This is a genomic window from Halonotius aquaticus, from assembly GCF_003605575.1.
GTDB lineage: Archaea > Halobacteriota > Halobacteria > Halobacteriales > Haloferacaceae > Halonotius > Halonotius aquaticus.
Genome location: NZ_QKNY01000006.1, coordinates 45,102 through 58,880, shown reverse-complemented (window position 1 = coordinate 58,880; position 13,779 = coordinate 45,102). Strand labels below are relative to the sequence as shown.

The following is a 13,779-nucleotide window of genomic DNA, read 5'->3' as shown; positions in this document are numbered from 1 at the left end:
CAGTGCTCGCTGTTAGGGAGACGACGGAGCATCCGGCTCGCCGTAGGCGTCGACCGTTTGCTCGTACCCCAACAGCGCGGCGTTGTACGTTGTTTCGAGATCGGTGATCGGCGACTCGCTGGCATCAACCCGAAGATCGTTGTAGAATCGCCGGTCGTCAGTCGACTCGGTGGTGACAACGCGAACCGCCGCACTGCCGACGGTGAGCGGCCCATCGCTGTCGCTATCGCCCCGGCGGCTATCGATGCCGACCTCGCGTGCCGCCGTCAGCGCGTCGATTAACCGCTCGGCCAGCGGATCATCACCGAAAGCTGCACCGGTGTATCGATCAACCATCGCATCAAGCGCTGCCTCGTTCGGCAGATGTGTTCCTGCGGCGGTGTAATGATCGCCATCGCGGTCGGCGGCCGCCACGCAGTCGCGGCCGCTGACCGTCACACATGAGGAACGGCCGACACCGTGGAGTTGTCGGCCGCGCCGGGAGGCCACATCCTCGGCACCAAGCAGGGCCTCGACCGCGTCGTCGATCGCGACGCCGTCGGCGAGATATCGACTGAGTCGGTTGCCGAGGGTATCGTCGATGTGGCCGCCCATCGCGGCCGCACCGTCGGAGGAGACGACCGGTGAGAGCGCGCCGATCCCCGGCACCGCGGCGGCCGCGACGACACCAAATCGGAACTGGCGGTCGCCATCGACACGGTAGGGTTCCCGCACGCAGAGACTGACCGTCATACCGGTGACTCGGGTCGGAGTGACAAAACCCCACAGATCGGGGATTTTCGTGAGCTGTCAGGGGCCTGTCTGACGTAAGAACTATTGTTGAACGCCGGCTCCGGTACCCTATGGGTATCATGAGTAAGATCCTCGGTAGCGACGACGGCCACTCGGCGTCGGAGTACGTCGAACTCGACATGCAGGACGTGTCGGGGGCCGCCGAGAGCGCGGGGATGTCAGTCAGGATCGCCGAGATCAGCGACAAACACGACGTGATCGACATCAAAGACGCCATCTACGACGGCGATCTCGTGCTTGCGGATATCACCCGCCACAGCACGAGCGACCGGACGATCGAGCACATCATCGACGAGCTCCGGCAGGTCACCCGCGAGGTCGACGGCGACATTGTTCAGAAGGGCGACGACCAACTGATCGTCACCCCCACCGGGATCTCGATTGACCGCGAAAAGCTGTAGGCCTCACCCCTCGGCCGTCGGGTCGGCGGGCTCCGTGCCATTTGTCTCCAGATAGTGCCGCCGGTATCGCCAGAGCTTCCGCAGCAAGAAGAGCCCGAAGATGCTGTCGAAGATGATGACGTAGACGAGAAACCCACCCAACCCCGGCAGCCCGGTGATCGAGGTCACGACGTAGGAACCAATGCTTACCGTTGAGTTGTACGTCGCGTGAATCGCTGCCGCAAGCAGGAGGCCCTTCACAACGATCGGCCCCCGGTTCGCTGGATTGAATTTTGCTAATCCGAGATAGTAGCCGGCGATCGACGAGTAGATGACGTGGCCCGGCCCTGCCAGGGCGCGTACTGCGGTGATGTCGCCGCCGGCGGCGACCGCGCTCAGCCCGATCGTCAGTTCGGCCAACTCACCGCTCTCGGAGAGTTGGCGGAGGATATACAGCGAGTTTTCGATCGTCGCAAAGCCGAGACCGGCGACCGCGCCGTACACCGCCCCGTCGATGACGGCGTCAAACCGGCGGTCGGTGTAGGCGTACAGCCGCACCGCAAGCAGCTTCACTGTCTCCTCGCCGGGGCCAACAATCAGGAAGAAAAACAGCGGCATTCCCAGGACGCCAAGCGGCTCAAAGAACCGCTCGGCTGTTGAGTTGAACACGGCCGCAAACGTCGCAAACAGAATCGAGAGCAAAAACGTCGTCACGAGCAGCGACAGCGGCTCGGCGTCGGTCACATCCGAGCGGTAGACGTAGATCGTGAGTCCGGCGGCCGGCACCACCGACAACAGCGTCAACATACCAACAGCGGGATCGCTGAGGGCGGCCAACCCGCCGATCCCGGCGAGAATCCCAAGCGCCAGCAGGACGACGATCCACTTTGCCGCCCGCGTCAACAGCCAGTAGAGGGCGACCGCCGCCCCGTCGATCGAGGTGCGTTCCTCCCAGGAGGCGATCTCATACAGATCCCGTGACTCCTCGGCGGCGGCCTCCACGGGCTCTTGTGTGTCGTCCATACCGTGTGTGGGTGGTCCGGTCGTAAGGATATCTCGGTTGAAACAGTGCGTGCAGGTCAGCGATCACCAGTGGCTCAGACGTCGTGGACGCCGGTGTCGGTGATCAGCGTATCGATGAGCTCAACGGGGGTTGCGTCGTAGGCCGGATTCTCGATGGTGATCCCTTCGACCGGCTCCAACATGACCTCCGAGGGGTCGCGCTGTTGATTCTCGAAGACGAAGCCCTCCTCGATGACCTTCGCACCGGAGCCGACGGCAACGACTGGGACATCAAGCTGGTTGGCTGTCGCCGCCAGCGGGAACGTGCCCACGCGGTTGTATAGCGTATCGTCGACGATACAGTCCATCCCGATGACCACGCGGTCACACTCTTGGAGGAAGTGACCCATCGCGTTGTCAACAATCAGATGTGGTTCGACGCGGTCGATCGCCGACAGCATCCGCGCCGTTCCGCGGCCGATATAGCGCGGCCGGGCCTCCATGACGTAGGCGTCGAGATAGTGGCCCTCCTGGGCGGCGGTTTCGACCGCGGCTAAGGCGGTCGAGGAGAAATCGTGTGTCATGAACGTCTCGCCGTCGTCGAAGGTTTCGGCGGCGTTCTCGGCGGCCCGCCGCTTGCCCGTCTCGATATCGTCGACAACGCGGTCGATCATCTCCCGGGTCAGCTCCTTAGCCTCTGAGACGGTGTCGGTAACATCGACGACCGAGCGTTCGACCGCCCGCACCGCGTTGTGGAGGGAGGCATGCGAGGGGTTGGCCCGCCGGAGCGCGCCGGCGTTGCGCTGGAGGTCGAGTTCGAACTCGTCGACGGAGGCGTACTCGCGGTCAAGCAGTTCCGACAACGCTTCCGTCGCCTTGATCGCGATTGTCGAGGAGCTGTGGGAGTGCATCCCCTGAATCTCCTCGACGGTCTCGTTAATCATACCTCAACGTATTTCCCTCGGGCAAAATGTGTTGCGGGCGCGGGTCGGTCACCGGGGACGAGACCACACAGCGGCGGAATCGGTGTCGACGCTCAGTAGCTCCGGGTTTTCGGCTCGTAGGTCTTCTCTTCGCCCTCAAGGATGACCGGCCGGAACCACAGCTCCGGTGAGCCATCATTCCACGACAAGAGCGTGTGTTTCAGCCACTCATCGTCCTTGCGCTCTTGATGTTCGGCCCGCCAGTGGGCCCCACGGAACTCATCGCGGGCGAGCGCACCGACGGTGATCGCCTCAGCGAGATCCAACAGATTGCGAGTCTCGATCGTCTGCAACAGATCGGTGTTGAACGTCTGGGAGGGATCGGAGACAGCCACGTTCTCGTACTCCTCTCGTGCCTGGCGGATCTCCCGCAGGGCTTCCTTCAGGCCATCTTCCTCGCGGAAGACGTTGACCTTCGCGGTCATCGTCTCCTGGACGTCGGCCCGCACTTCCGAGTGATGGATCCCGTCGCTGTTCAGCAGCTCATCGATTCGCTGGCGAGCAGTTTCGACGGTGGTGTCGATAACGGAGTCGGCGTCGGCCGATCCGCCGGCGGCGACAGCCCCACCGTCGGCGACGGCGTCGCCAAGCGAGCCGGGCTCGCCGAGTTCGACGGGACTGTCGACGGTCGCGCGCTCGAACTCGCCGCGCTGGCCGGTTTCGATTTCGGCGGGCTCCATCTCCTTGCCGGCGGCGTGATAGCCCGCGCGCTTGCCGAAGACGATGAGTTCGGGGAGGGCGTTGCCGCCGAGACGGTTCGCACCGTGGACGGAGGCACAGGCACACTCGCCGGCAGCGTAGAGCCCGCCGACGCAGGTCTCGCCGTTCTCGTCGGTCTCGATGCCGCCCATCGCGTAATGTTGGCCAGGTTTGACCGGCATCGGCTCTTCGAGGCCATCCGCGCCCTCGAAGTCCTCCGCGAGATGGAGGATGTTTTCGAGGCGGTCGAGGATGCGCTCCTCGCCGAGATGGCGCATATCGAGGTGGACGTACTCGTCTTCGATGCCGCGGCCCTCGTTGACCTCGGTCAACTCGGCACGGGAGACCACGTCACGGGAGGCGAGTTCGCCGTCGTTGTTGGCGTAGCCGTGTTCGAACATGAACCGCTCGCCGTCCTTGTTGTAGAGGATGCCACCCTCGCCGCGAACACCCTCGGAGATGAGGACGCCGGTCGAGGGGAGTGTCGTCGGGTGGAACTGGATAAACTCCATGTCCTCCAGGGGGACGCCGGCGCGGTAGGCCATCGCTTGGCCGTCGCCGGTACAGGAAACCGCGTTGGTCGTGTGGTCGAACGCCTGGCCTGGGCCGCCGGTCGCAAGGATGACGCCATCGCGGGCCTTGAAGCCCGAGACTTCGCCGGTCGCCACGTCGTAGCCGACGACGCCGTGGCAGTGGCGATCCTCGGGGCGTTCCTCGTCGGTGACCGCGAGATCGAGGACGTGCCACTCGTCGTAGACCTCGATGCCTCGCTTGACGACCTGCTCGTACATCGTATGCAGCAGGTGGTGGCCGGTTTCGGCGCCGGCGTAGGTCGTCCGGGGGAACGAGAGGCCACCAAAGGGTCGCTGGGAGACGCGACCGTCGTCCTCACGGGAGAAGGCCATCCCCCAGTGTTCGAGTTGGATGACCTCATAGGGGCTGTTCTGACAGAGCGTTTCGATCGCGGGGGCGTCGCCGAGATAGTCCGACCCCTTCATCGTGTCGTAGGCGTGATCTTCCCAGGAGTCGGCGTCCCGGAGGGCGGCGTTGATCCCGCCTTCGGCCGCGCCCGTGTGGCTGCGCACCGGGTGGAGTTTCGAGACGATAGCGACATCCGCACCGGCCTCGTCGGCGGCGATGGCAGCCCGGAGTCCGGCTCCGCCCGCGCCGACGACGACGACATCGTGTTCGTACATAGTTGAGTAGTGTTGGGTTCTGACGGTCGTGTGCGTTACCAGCAGTTTCGGGAACACGGGCTCGGCTGCGGCCACATCGTCGAGCAAGCCCCGACTATCGGCGGCCGAGCAACGGTGCTCCCAACCATAGCTATGGCAACGGGAGGCACGGAGTAAAACATTCGGATTCGACGGGGGCAACACCGGGTTGAGACCCACTGTTGAGCGCGCTGTGAGAGCCCACAAGCGACGATAGAAAGACTACGTACATCATGGTGGAATCCCTGTAGTAGAATAAATATACTATAGAGATACAACGATTATGATCTACTATTACACTATTTGGCTAATACCTTGCAGAATCTTTTAGTGGCTTTCGACGCTTCAACCAACTGGTCGTGTGCCACCCGCCACGGCCATGCCCGAGACCGTTCATTGTACCGACTTCCCCTGGCGGGTCGACCCACATCCACCGCCGTCCCGCCTTTCGAAGCGACAACACTAGTTTGGCAAGCCCCGCGTCTTTGCATGACATTCCAGGTCGCCGTTTAGTCACTAATTAATGTTCATGAGGTAGTAATAAGAACTAGTTTACAGACCGAGTTGCGACAACGTTTACTTGATGGCGAACAGGTGGATAGATGGTCGCTTGCATTCGCAGCGGCCGGCCGACAGGATTCATTGTACCACTCGGCGGCGGTTCAGCCGGGAATGCCCGGCTGTCCCGCTGTCGTTCGGCTCACAAACCACCAGCGGCACGCATTAAAAAGGGCAGTAAACGATGTCGCCAGCGTCTACCAGAACTTCAGATTCTTCTTGACCGCTTCGCGTTTCAGCTCTTGGATGTGCTCGGTCAGTGGGATATCCTTCGGGCAGACGTTCGTACAGGAGAATTGGGTCTGACACCGCCAGACGCCGTGTTCCTGTTCGATTGTTTCGAGACGATCCTGGGTTTTGGCGTCGCCCTCGCGGTCGTCCATCGCAAACCGGTAGGCCTTGTTGAGCGCGGCCGGGCCAAGATACTCGTTGTCGCCAGCGGCGATGTTACAGGAGGAGAAACACGCCCCACACCAGATACACCGCGTCGACATCTTCACCTTCTCGCGGTTGGCGCGTGACTGTCGCTGCTCTTCAAGCTCGCCGTCCGGCGTCTCGTCGGGATCGAAGTACGGATCGACCGCCTCCATCTCCTCGTAGAAGTGATCCATGTCGACGACGAGATCCTTGACGACATCCTGATGTGGGAGCGGTTCGATCCGGATCGGCTCCTCCAAGTCAGAAATCTGGGTTTTGCAGCCGAGTCGCTGCTGGCCGTTGACGAAGAAGGCATCCGAGCCACAGACCGCCTGCCGACAGGAGTGACGGAAGGTGAGTGAGGGATCGAAGTGATCGCGGGCGTAGATCACGGCATCGAGAACGGTCATCCCCTTCGTGAAGGGAACGTGGAAGGTGTCGAACCGCGGTTCCTGTTTGGCTTCGACCTCGGGATCGTAGCGGAACACCTTGATCTCGCGGGTATCCTCGTTGGCTTTGGCCTCTCGTTCGGCTTCCTCAGCCTGTCGTTTGTCCCGGGCCTCACGGTCGGCCGCCTTTTTGTCCTCGCGTCGCTGTTGGGCCGCCGGCGTCGACTCCGCGTCGGCGGACTGTTCGGCGGCCGGTTCCTCGGATTGCTGTTGTGGTGGTTGCGTGCTCATGTTAGAATACCCCGATGCCTGCCCAAGCGTTTGCAGTGCGGATCCCCTGAACGAGGAGGATGCCGCTGGCAACGACGAGTGTCCACTTGACCACTTGGCGTTTCGTCCCTGTCAACCCTTGGTTGATGAGGGCGTTGTAGACGCCGTTGACACCGTGGAACGTCGCCGTAATCAGGAACAACACCATCAGCGAGTAGTACGTCCATGTCTGCATGCGGGCCGCGCTCAGCCCGAAGGTGACCTCGTCAGCGTGGTAGACGAAATGCAGCAGGAAGAAATGGAAGGCAAGCACCACGACGAGAAACGCCGCCGTAATGCGCTGCCAGAGCCAGAGCCGGCCACCCTCAGTAAACGAGGAGTAGTGTTCAGCCATCGTTAGAACGCCCCCGCGATGAACGTCGGCACCGATGCAACCGTGATCGCTCCGGTCAGGATCACCGATGCGTAGAAGCTCTTGTCCTGCGATTCCAGTCCGATCCCAAGATCGACCAACAGCAGTCGAAGGCCGTTGAGGATGTGGAAGACGGCAACCGCCAGCAGGCCGACCTCAAGAATCCGAACCAACAACAGCCCTTCGAGGGTGACGATCGTGTTTGTGTACATCTCTGCGCCCTCAATGGCGGTGCTGAGGACGGCAATGTGCGTGAAAAGATAGCCAACGAGCACCCAGCCGGTGAACTTGTGGAAGATCCACGCCCACATCCCGGCGGAGAACTCCCGCCACCGACCGAAGCTCTCGATTGTGCCGCGATTGTACGACTGACTCATATCGTGTGTGGGTGCGTCCCGCGCTGGTATAGAAGTTACGTCGTCAGGATACCACGGCTAATCGAGGTGGTCAGTCTTGCCCGACAATCCGAGTTCCCAGCGATCATCGACGCGGTCGATCCGGGTGAGCCCACAGAGTGGCGCGTCGACACCCTCGGTCGAGCCGACGAGGCCCCGGACGACACCGCCGATCGTCAGCCCGTGGCCGACGATGAGCACCCGACCCTCGTGGGCGTCGGCGATCCGGCGAGCGGTCTCGCCGGCGCGCGCTTCAGCTTCGTCGTGAGTTTCGGGGAATTCGGGGACAACAAAGGGCTCGTGGTCGTCGCGGATCGGATCGAAGTAGTTCCCCAGCGTTTCGAACGAGAGCGTGTCGGGGTCGCTGTCGAACCACTCGTTGTTGCGGTGTTCGCCGAGGCCAGGTTCCAGCCAGCCTGTCCCACCGATCACCCCACAGATCTCAGCGGTGGTCTGGACGGCCCGAAGAAACGGCGAGCAGTAGATCGCATCGAAATCGATCCCGTTGTCGGCGAAAAATCGGCCACATCGCCACGCTTGCCAGCGACCCAGCTCGGTCAAGCCCGGATCGTGAACACGGGCGGCGGTCAACTCCCAATCCGGATCGACCGTATCCTGCCGTTGGCCGTGCCGAACAACCCACACGGTATCGGTCATAGCTGGGGTCTCGGGACAGCGACCTATAGCTGTGGTGGCCGCGCCAGACAAGTGGACAGCTGTCGACCGTGCGGTGTCGCCGGAGGAGAAACAGATCAACAGCGCTTGCAACGACAGGAGGTGTTCTTCCACCACGCAACCCGCTCGAAGAGACGACTAAGAGCCGTCAGTGGAGGGCCGAGGCGTGGACGAGGCAGACCACGGTGGGACGGACAGGTGGAGAGGGCCGAGGGGTCAGTGGTGGACAGTCCGTGGTAGAAGTCCCACCCATATTATGCCATCTACAGTCTCTCGTTCGAAGAATCTCTAGGTGTTCCGAATTCGTGTACCCCTACCGAAAGTATATTCCCCTACACGAATATGGATACGAGCAACGAACAGATGTCGGATCAGAGCCCCCACGAGCTTCTGTACACCGTCAATCGACGGTGGGATTGCCTGCAAGCGATCGTCGAGGAGCCACAGGAGAAGCGCGCGCTCGTCGACACACTGTCGATGCCGCGATCAACGTTGGATACCGTCGTCAGAGAGCTCGAAGGGGCTGATCTGGTGACCTACCACGATGGCGTCTGGCAGCCGACAGTCGCCGGTGAGGCCACCGCGGCGGTGTATGCCAACACCGTCGAATCGATCCGATCGATCACCGCCGCGGGAGAGGTGTTATCGCCGCTGTCGGGTGATCACGAGGTTCCAACCGTCGCGCTTGAGGATGCCGACAGCTTTCCGGCCGAGGAGCCGGTGCCCGATGCGGTGCTCACGGAGTTTCTCGATCGGATCGCCACCGCCGACCGGGTTCGTGGGGTGGCACCGCGCGCGCTATCAGGGTACACAGATCGGGTCTTCCGGATCGCTGCCGACAATGACACCACCTTGGAGATGACGCTTGCGGAGTCCGTATTTGAACGGCTGTCGACGCTCGATCCTGAGACGGTGGCTGATCGACTTCAGCGACCGCTGTTTTCGGTATATCGCGCGCCGGTTGATATCGAATTCGGCTTCTGGATCGGTGAGGAGCCGGATCACATCGGCCTCATCGTGTATGCCGACCGTGGCGTCCACGGGGTTGTTATCAACGACACACCGGCGGCCGTCGAGTGGGCAACCGACCGCTATGCGTCGATCCAGGCGGCCGCCGAGGAGCTCACACCCGCCGACGTGCCGGAGGCGTAGCTGGGGTGTCGTCGCGGCCATCGTCGTCGTAGTCGATACACGTTGACGGGGCTGTGCGAGCCGGGTGGACACCGCCACGAGAACTATACCGCTGTAGCCCCTGTTGTGGATATGAGCAATCAGCCCGACAGCCAGCAGCCCGACAGCGACGAGGAGTGGCAAGAGATTCTCTCAGCCGAGGAGTACAAGATCCTTCGTGAGGCAGGTACTGAGCCCGCTGGCACCTCACCGCTGTTAGATATCAGCGACGATGGTGTCTTCCGCTGTGCCGGCTGTGGCCAGGAGCTATTCACGAGCGACGAGAAATTCGAGTCCGGCACCGGCTGGCCAAGTTTTTACGATCCAGCCGACAGCGACGCTGTTGAGACCCGGCCAGATCACAGCCTCGGCCGCACGCGCACAGAGGTTGTCTGCAGCAGTTGTGAGGGCCATCTCGGCCACGTCTTCGAGGACGGCCCAGAGCCGACCGGCAAACGCTACTGCATCAACGGGATCGCCCTCGATTTCGAGGACGAATAGCGACCGCGATGGCTCCCACAGCGTCTACGATCAAAGCGTACGACGACGCAGCCCCCGACCCAGCAGCAACCGAGACGGCGACGTTCGCACTCGGCTGTTTCTGGGGGCCGGACGCCCAGTTCGGCGCGCTCGACGGCGTCGTCCGCACCCGCGTTGGCTATGCCGGCGGCACAAAAACTGATCCAACGTATCACGATCTCGGCGATCACACCGAAGCATTCCAGGTCGACTACGACCCTGCGGAACGATCCTTTCGCGACCTGCTCGATCTCGTCTTCCGGAGTCACGATCCGACCCAGCAGACGCGGAAAACCCAGTATCAAAACATCGTCTTTGTCGCAACCGCCGACCAGCGCGAGGCGCTCACCGACTATCTCGACGCCAACGATTACACGGTCGACGGGATCGAAACCCGTGTCGAACAACTATCCCGGTTTGTTCCGGCTGAGGACTACCACCAGAAGTACAGCCTCCGAAACAAGCGGTCGATCATGAGTGCCTTCGAGGACGCCGGCTACGACGAGGCGGCGATTCGGGAGTCGCCAGCGGCCGCAACGCTCAACGGCCATGTTGTCGGCCATGAGGTGAGCGACGCCAATGCCCTCGGCATCGCATCAAACCGGAGCGTCCACAGCACATAGGCGGCGAGACGGAACGTTGAATCGCCACCCGCCAGTAGGTCGAGTATGAACGCATACAGCGACGATAGCGACGCGACTCCCACCGCGTTCGAAACGCTTCGAATCGAGCGAACCGATGCAGTCGCCCGCATTATTCTTGACCGTCCGGCTGAGCTAAACACGATCACGCCGGCACTGCTCGACGAGTTGGCAACCGCCATCGACACCCTCGATGCCGACAGCGACGTGCGCTGTCTCCTCCTCTCCGGCGCAGGCGACCGCGCATTCTCAGCGGGAGCCGAGCTCGCAGCGTTGGCCGCCGACGGGATGAGCGCTACCGACGGCGTCGAACTCGCCCGCACCGGCCAGCAAACCTTCGGCAAACTGGAGGCTTGCGACACCCCCGTCGTCGCTGCCATCGACGGCTTCTGTCTTGGCGGCGGGATGGAGTTGGCGACAGCTGCTGATCTTCGACTCGCAACTGCCGACTCGACGTTCGGCCAGCCCGAACACGACCTCGGGTTGCTGCCAGGGTGGGGCGGCACCCAGCGACTCCCGAACCTCATCGGCGAAAGTCGCGCCAAAGAGATCATCTTCACCGGCGACCGCTACACCGCAGCAGAGATGGCCGATTACGGCTTTCTGGCCCGCGTCGTCGACGCCGACGAGTTCGCCGAGCGAGCAATGGAGGTAGCCGAACAGGTCGCCGCTGGCCCGCCGCTCGCCCAGAAATACACAAAACGCGCGATGCGCGCCGGCCGCGACGACACCGACGCCGGCCTCGAAATCGAGGCTCACGCTTTCGGGCAACTGCTCGATACCGAGGACTTCAGCGAAGGTGTCACCGCATTCCAAAATGACGACGACCCGGCGTTTACTGGTGAATAATTAGTCGTCAGCACGCGATTCGATGGCGGCGTCCGCACCATCGCGGTTGGCGTTTGCTTTGACGCGCTCAGGATCGAACTCGTTGACTGCCGTGTTGGGCGCAAGGCCGGCGTCTTCGATAACCTCGATATCGGTTGCGGCATCCTGCCCGCCGGTCGTGAGATAGTCGCCGGTCAGCAGGCCGTCGGCACCGGCCTCGAAAGGCCAGTGTTGTTCATCCTCGGCGAGATTAACCTCGCGGCCACCCGTCAGTCGAACGCGGGCGGTCGGGTGGAGCAGTCGGTAGACAGCGATGGTTTTGATGAGATCAGTTTTCGAGATCGCTGCCGACTCGCGGTCGCCGAGCGGCGTCCCCTCAATCGGGTTCAAAATGTTGACCGGCAGCGAGGAGACACCGATCTTTCGGAGTTCGAGCGCGGCGTCAACACGGTCAGCGGGTGTTTCACCCATCCCCAGGATGACGCCGGCACAGAGATCCATCCCAGCGTTCTTCGCGCGGCGGAGTGTCTTGAGGCGATCCTCAAAGGAGTGCGTCGAGACGATCTCATCAAAGTACCGCGGTGAGGTCTCGATGTTGTGATTGTAGTGATTGAGTCCTTCGTCGGCGAGGATATCGGCTTCCGCCTGTGTGAGCAGCCCGAGACTGGCGTCGATTTCGACATCGGTTTCATCGCGAACCAGTCGAACCGCACGGAGGACATCGGCCCACTCCTCGGGTCGCCTTTCTTTGCTCACGCCTTTCTCGGCGACCACGATGCCGAACCGCTGTGCGCCGTCGGCTTCGGCGCGTTTGGCGGCCGCTAAGATTTCCTCGGGATCGAGGAAGCCGTGGGTCTCGATGCCGGTATCGAAGTGTGCCGATTGGGCACAAAAGCCGCAGTCCTCAGCGCAGTTGCCGGCTTTCGCGTTGACGATGCTGCAGGCGTCGACGGTGCCGTCGCCGAGGGTCGCCCGCACGGTGTCGGCCGCCGCCGCGAGATCGTCGACCGGCTGGGCCAACAGCGCGATGGCGTCAGTGCGGTCGATCTGGTCGCCGTCGAGAACGCGGGCGACAGCGTCGTCGATGGTTCGGTTTCCTGTCTCGTAAACCACGATCACCTGTGTCGTTTACACGATAATAAGTGTCGGGGATCAAGCCAGGAGAGCAGGGCGAGTAGCGTCCGTCGCTACTCGTCGGCTGTGTCGGTGTCGTCCTCGTCAGCCTCATCAGCCTCGTCGGCTGCATCCAACTCTTCAGCGACGCGCTCGAAGGCCTGCAAAATCACGCGTTTCGTCGTCTCGCCCTTCGTCGTCCAGTGGTAGGCGTAATCCATCATGTCGTCGTAGATATCGGGTTTACAGCCCGCGGCTTTGGGATGGCCGCCGCCGTTGACCTGTCGGGCAACCAAATGGGCAGACTCGAAGCCCTCGCCACCGCGGATGCTCGCACTTCCGGAGGGTTTGACGATGACCGCCGCGTCCGCGCCCGCGGCCTGCAGTTCGTCGGCGACCTCGTTTTGTGAGCAGCGACCGTAGGTGACGCCGACCGTCCACGGGCCAACCGATTTGTACGCCGCCCGATCGACGGCTTTCACGATCAACTGTTCTTTTTCGACGCGGCGGTGACTGATGTACTCCTCGACCGGCTGTGGCAGCGACGCCCCATAGGCACCGACGACGGCGGCGTACTCCTCGGCGTCGGTCCAGAAAGCGTAGTCGGCCAGATCCTTGCTCCGTGGATCGTCATTGATCCAGAGGTCGTGATCGCGGGTGACCGCCGCCAACTCGGTGAACTGCTCGTCGAAATCATACTCTAGGGAGCGCAGCGTGACATCCGTGCTGCACTCCGCGTCGGAATCGCCGACAACGAGGTCGACACCGATATCACGGACAGCGTCGGCAACCGCTTCGGGCCACTGGTGGTGGTCGTACCACGAGACGCGGTCGTCTCGATCGCGGATTGTCTCTAGGGGATCGGCGACCGCTTCGTAGCTATCGGGCGCGATATCACAAATGTAGACATCGGTTCCGGGCTCGGCATACGCAGCGACGTACTCCAGGGATTCTGTCAGAGAGTGTGGCCCGGCGGCGATGAGGCCGACCGCGGAGTCACCCCCATCGTCCGTCGCAACGGATGTCTCATCGCTGTCGTCGCCATCGTCGAGTCGAGCGTTAATCTCGTTGAGGAACGGCTCAACATCGAGGGCGGCGTCGTACCGCTCGCGGATGAGCGCGACACAGCCCAGTCCATCGGCATCGGAGTCGGTGACGACGACGGCCTCCGCGCCGTCGATGGCGGCCTTAGCGCGTTCCTCACTTCGATCCTCGTCGAGCGAATTCGGATAAAAGAAGCCGGTGCCCGGCAGAACCGACCGGCGATCAAGCGAAAGCTCGCTGCTGTCGATAAGCGAATCGTCCATAGGCTGGCTCTATCG

Annotated in this window: 14 protein-coding genes and 1 pseudogene; 5 read left to right on the top strand and 10 right to left on the bottom strand. The window is 62.3% G+C overall.

Annotation, left to right across the window (positions count from 1 at the left end; translation table 11 throughout):
• Window positions 1–12: 12 nt before the first annotated feature.
• Window positions 13–732, bottom strand: coding sequence for a DUF1028 domain-containing protein (locus DM826_RS04475; protein WP_120101917.1), 720 nt, complete (start codon window positions 730–732; stop codon window positions 13–15).
• A 110-nt stretch (window positions 733–842) separates the two neighbouring features.
• Between DM826_RS04475 and DM826_RS04470 the strand changes: the two genes are divergently transcribed.
• The gene (locus DM826_RS04470) at window positions 843–1,193 is read left to right on the top strand and encodes a cell division protein SepF (protein ID WP_120101915.1); all 351 of its coding nucleotides are present in this window, start codon (window positions 843–845) and stop codon (window positions 1,191–1,193) included.
• Window positions 1,194–1,196: 3 nt separating this feature from the next.
• Here DM826_RS04470 and DM826_RS04465 read toward each other — a convergent pair whose 3' ends face one another.
• The 7 genes from DM826_RS04465 to DM826_RS04435 all read right to left on the bottom strand — a co-directional run bounded on the left by DM826_RS04465 (window position 1,197) and on the right by DM826_RS04435 (window position 8,168).
• Window positions 1,197–2,195, bottom strand: a complete 999-nt coding sequence (locus tag DM826_RS04465; protein WP_120101913.1) for a PrsW family intramembrane metalloprotease — start codon at window positions 2,193–2,195, stop codon at window positions 1,197–1,199.
• A gap of 74 nt (window positions 2,196–2,269) precedes the next feature.
• Window positions 2,270–3,118: a translation initiation factor eIF-2B gene (locus DM826_RS04460; protein WP_120101911.1), complete on the bottom strand. Its 849-nt coding sequence runs from the start codon at window positions 3,116–3,118 to the stop codon at window positions 2,270–2,272.
• 92 nt (window positions 3,119–3,210) lie between these two features.
• Window positions 3,211–5,052, bottom strand: a complete 1,842-nt coding sequence (locus DM826_RS04455; protein ID WP_120102047.1) for an FAD-binding protein — start codon at window positions 5,050–5,052, stop codon at window positions 3,211–3,213.
• Window positions 5,053–5,825: 773 nt separating this feature from the next.
• Window positions 5,826–6,725 carry a succinate dehydrogenase/fumarate reductase iron-sulfur subunit gene (locus DM826_RS04450; RefSeq protein WP_120101908.1) on the bottom strand — a complete coding sequence of 300 codons (900 nt, stop codon included), beginning with the start codon at window positions 6,723–6,725 and terminating at the stop codon, window positions 5,826–5,828.
• A 1-nt stretch (window position 6,726) separates the two neighbouring features.
• Entirely contained in the window at window positions 6,727–7,098 is a 372-nt protein-coding gene (locus DM826_RS04445; protein WP_120101906.1) for a succinate dehydrogenase, read from the bottom strand.
• A 2-nt stretch (window positions 7,099–7,100) separates the two neighbouring features.
• A complete protein-coding gene (gene sdhC / locus DM826_RS04440) occupies window positions 7,101–7,493 on the bottom strand; it encodes a succinate dehydrogenase, cytochrome b556 subunit (RefSeq protein ID WP_120101904.1) in 393 nt (130 codons plus the stop codon).
• 57 nt (window positions 7,494–7,550) lie between these two features.
• Window positions 7,551–8,168 (bottom strand): histidine phosphatase family protein, encoded by a 618-nt coding sequence (locus DM826_RS04435; RefSeq protein WP_120101902.1) that lies wholly within the window; start codon window positions 8,166–8,168, stop codon window positions 7,551–7,553.
• A gap of 360 nt (window positions 8,169–8,528) precedes the next feature.
• Here DM826_RS04435 and DM826_RS04430 point away from each other — a divergent pair, with 360 nt between their 5' ends.
• From DM826_RS04430 to DM826_RS04415, 4 genes and pseudogenes are all read left to right on the top strand, one after another.
• Window positions 8,529–9,338 carry a helix-turn-helix transcriptional regulator gene (locus DM826_RS04430; protein ID WP_120101900.1) on the top strand — a complete coding sequence of 270 codons (810 nt, stop codon included), beginning with the start codon at window positions 8,529–8,531 and terminating at the stop codon, window positions 9,336–9,338.
• Between the two features lie 111 nt (window positions 9,339–9,449).
• Window positions 9,450–9,857, top strand: a complete 408-nt coding sequence (gene msrB, locus DM826_RS04425) for a peptide-methionine (R)-S-oxide reductase MsrB (RefSeq protein WP_120101898.1) — start codon at window positions 9,450–9,452, stop codon at window positions 9,855–9,857.
• An 8-nt stretch (window positions 9,858–9,865) separates the two neighbouring features.
• On the top strand, window positions 9,866–10,498 hold the full coding sequence (locus DM826_RS04420; protein ID WP_120101895.1) for a peptide-methionine (S)-S-oxide reductase MsrA: 633 nt from the start codon (window positions 9,866–9,868) through the stop codon (window positions 10,496–10,498).
• A gap of 54 nt (window positions 10,499–10,552) precedes the next feature.
• Window positions 10,553–11,365 (top strand): annotated as a pseudogene (locus tag DM826_RS04415) (enoyl-CoA hydratase/isomerase family protein); the annotation flags it as partial.
• Here the strand turns inward: DM826_RS04415 and bioB are convergent.
• Window positions 11,366–12,457 carry a biotin synthase BioB gene (gene bioB, locus DM826_RS04410; protein ID WP_120102045.1) on the bottom strand — a complete coding sequence of 364 codons (1,092 nt, stop codon included), beginning with the start codon at window positions 12,455–12,457 and terminating at the stop codon, window positions 11,366–11,368.
• 74 nt (window positions 12,458–12,531) lie between these two features.
• The gene (locus DM826_RS04405) at window positions 12,532–13,764 is read right to left on the bottom strand and encodes a DHH family phosphoesterase (protein WP_120101891.1); all 1,233 of its coding nucleotides are present in this window, start codon (window positions 13,762–13,764) and stop codon (window positions 12,532–12,534) included.
• Window positions 13,765–13,779 lie beyond the last annotated feature (15 nt).

Excerpts from the sequence above, each read along its gene's own strand:
- DM826_RS04475 (WP_120101917.1), bottom strand. The coding sequence starts at position 732 with ATGACGGTCAGTCTCTGCGTGCGGGAACCCTACCGTGTCGATGGCGAC.
- DM826_RS04470 (WP_120101915.1), top strand. The coding sequence starts at position 843 with ATGGGTATCATGAGTAAGATCCTCGGTAGCGACGACGGCCACTCGGCG.
- DM826_RS04465 (WP_120101913.1), bottom strand. The coding sequence starts at position 2,195 with ATGGACGACACACAAGAGCCCGTGGAGGCCGCCGCCGAGGAGTCACGG.
- DM826_RS04460 (WP_120101911.1), bottom strand. The coding sequence starts at position 3,118 with ATGATTAACGAGACCGTCGAGGAGATTCAGGGGATGCACTCCCACAGC.
- DM826_RS04455 (WP_120102047.1), bottom strand. The coding sequence starts at position 5,052 with ATGTACGAACACGATGTCGTCGTCGTCGGCGCGGGCGGAGCCGGACTC.
- DM826_RS04450 (WP_120101908.1), bottom strand. The coding sequence starts at position 6,725 with ATGAGCACGCAACCACCACAACAGCAATCCGAGGAACCGGCCGCCGAA.
- DM826_RS04445 (WP_120101906.1), bottom strand. The coding sequence starts at position 7,098 with ATGGCTGAACACTACTCCTCGTTTACTGAGGGTGGCCGGCTCTGGCTC.
- sdhC (WP_120101904.1), bottom strand. The coding sequence starts at position 7,493 with ATGAGTCAGTCGTACAATCGCGGCACAATCGAGAGCTTCGGTCGGTGG.
- DM826_RS04435 (WP_120101902.1), bottom strand. The coding sequence starts at position 8,168 with ATGACCGATACCGTGTGGGTTGTTCGGCACGGCCAACGGCAGGATACG.
- DM826_RS04430 (WP_120101900.1), top strand. The coding sequence starts at position 8,529 with ATGGATACGAGCAACGAACAGATGTCGGATCAGAGCCCCCACGAGCTT.
- msrB (WP_120101898.1), top strand. The coding sequence starts at position 9,450 with ATGAGCAATCAGCCCGACAGCCAGCAGCCCGACAGCGACGAGGAGTGG.
- DM826_RS04420 (WP_120101895.1), top strand. The coding sequence starts at position 9,866 with ATGGCTCCCACAGCGTCTACGATCAAAGCGTACGACGACGCAGCCCCC.
- DM826_RS04405 (WP_120101891.1), bottom strand. The coding sequence starts at position 13,764 with ATGGACGATTCGCTTATCGACAGCAGCGAGCTTTCGCTTGATCGCCGG.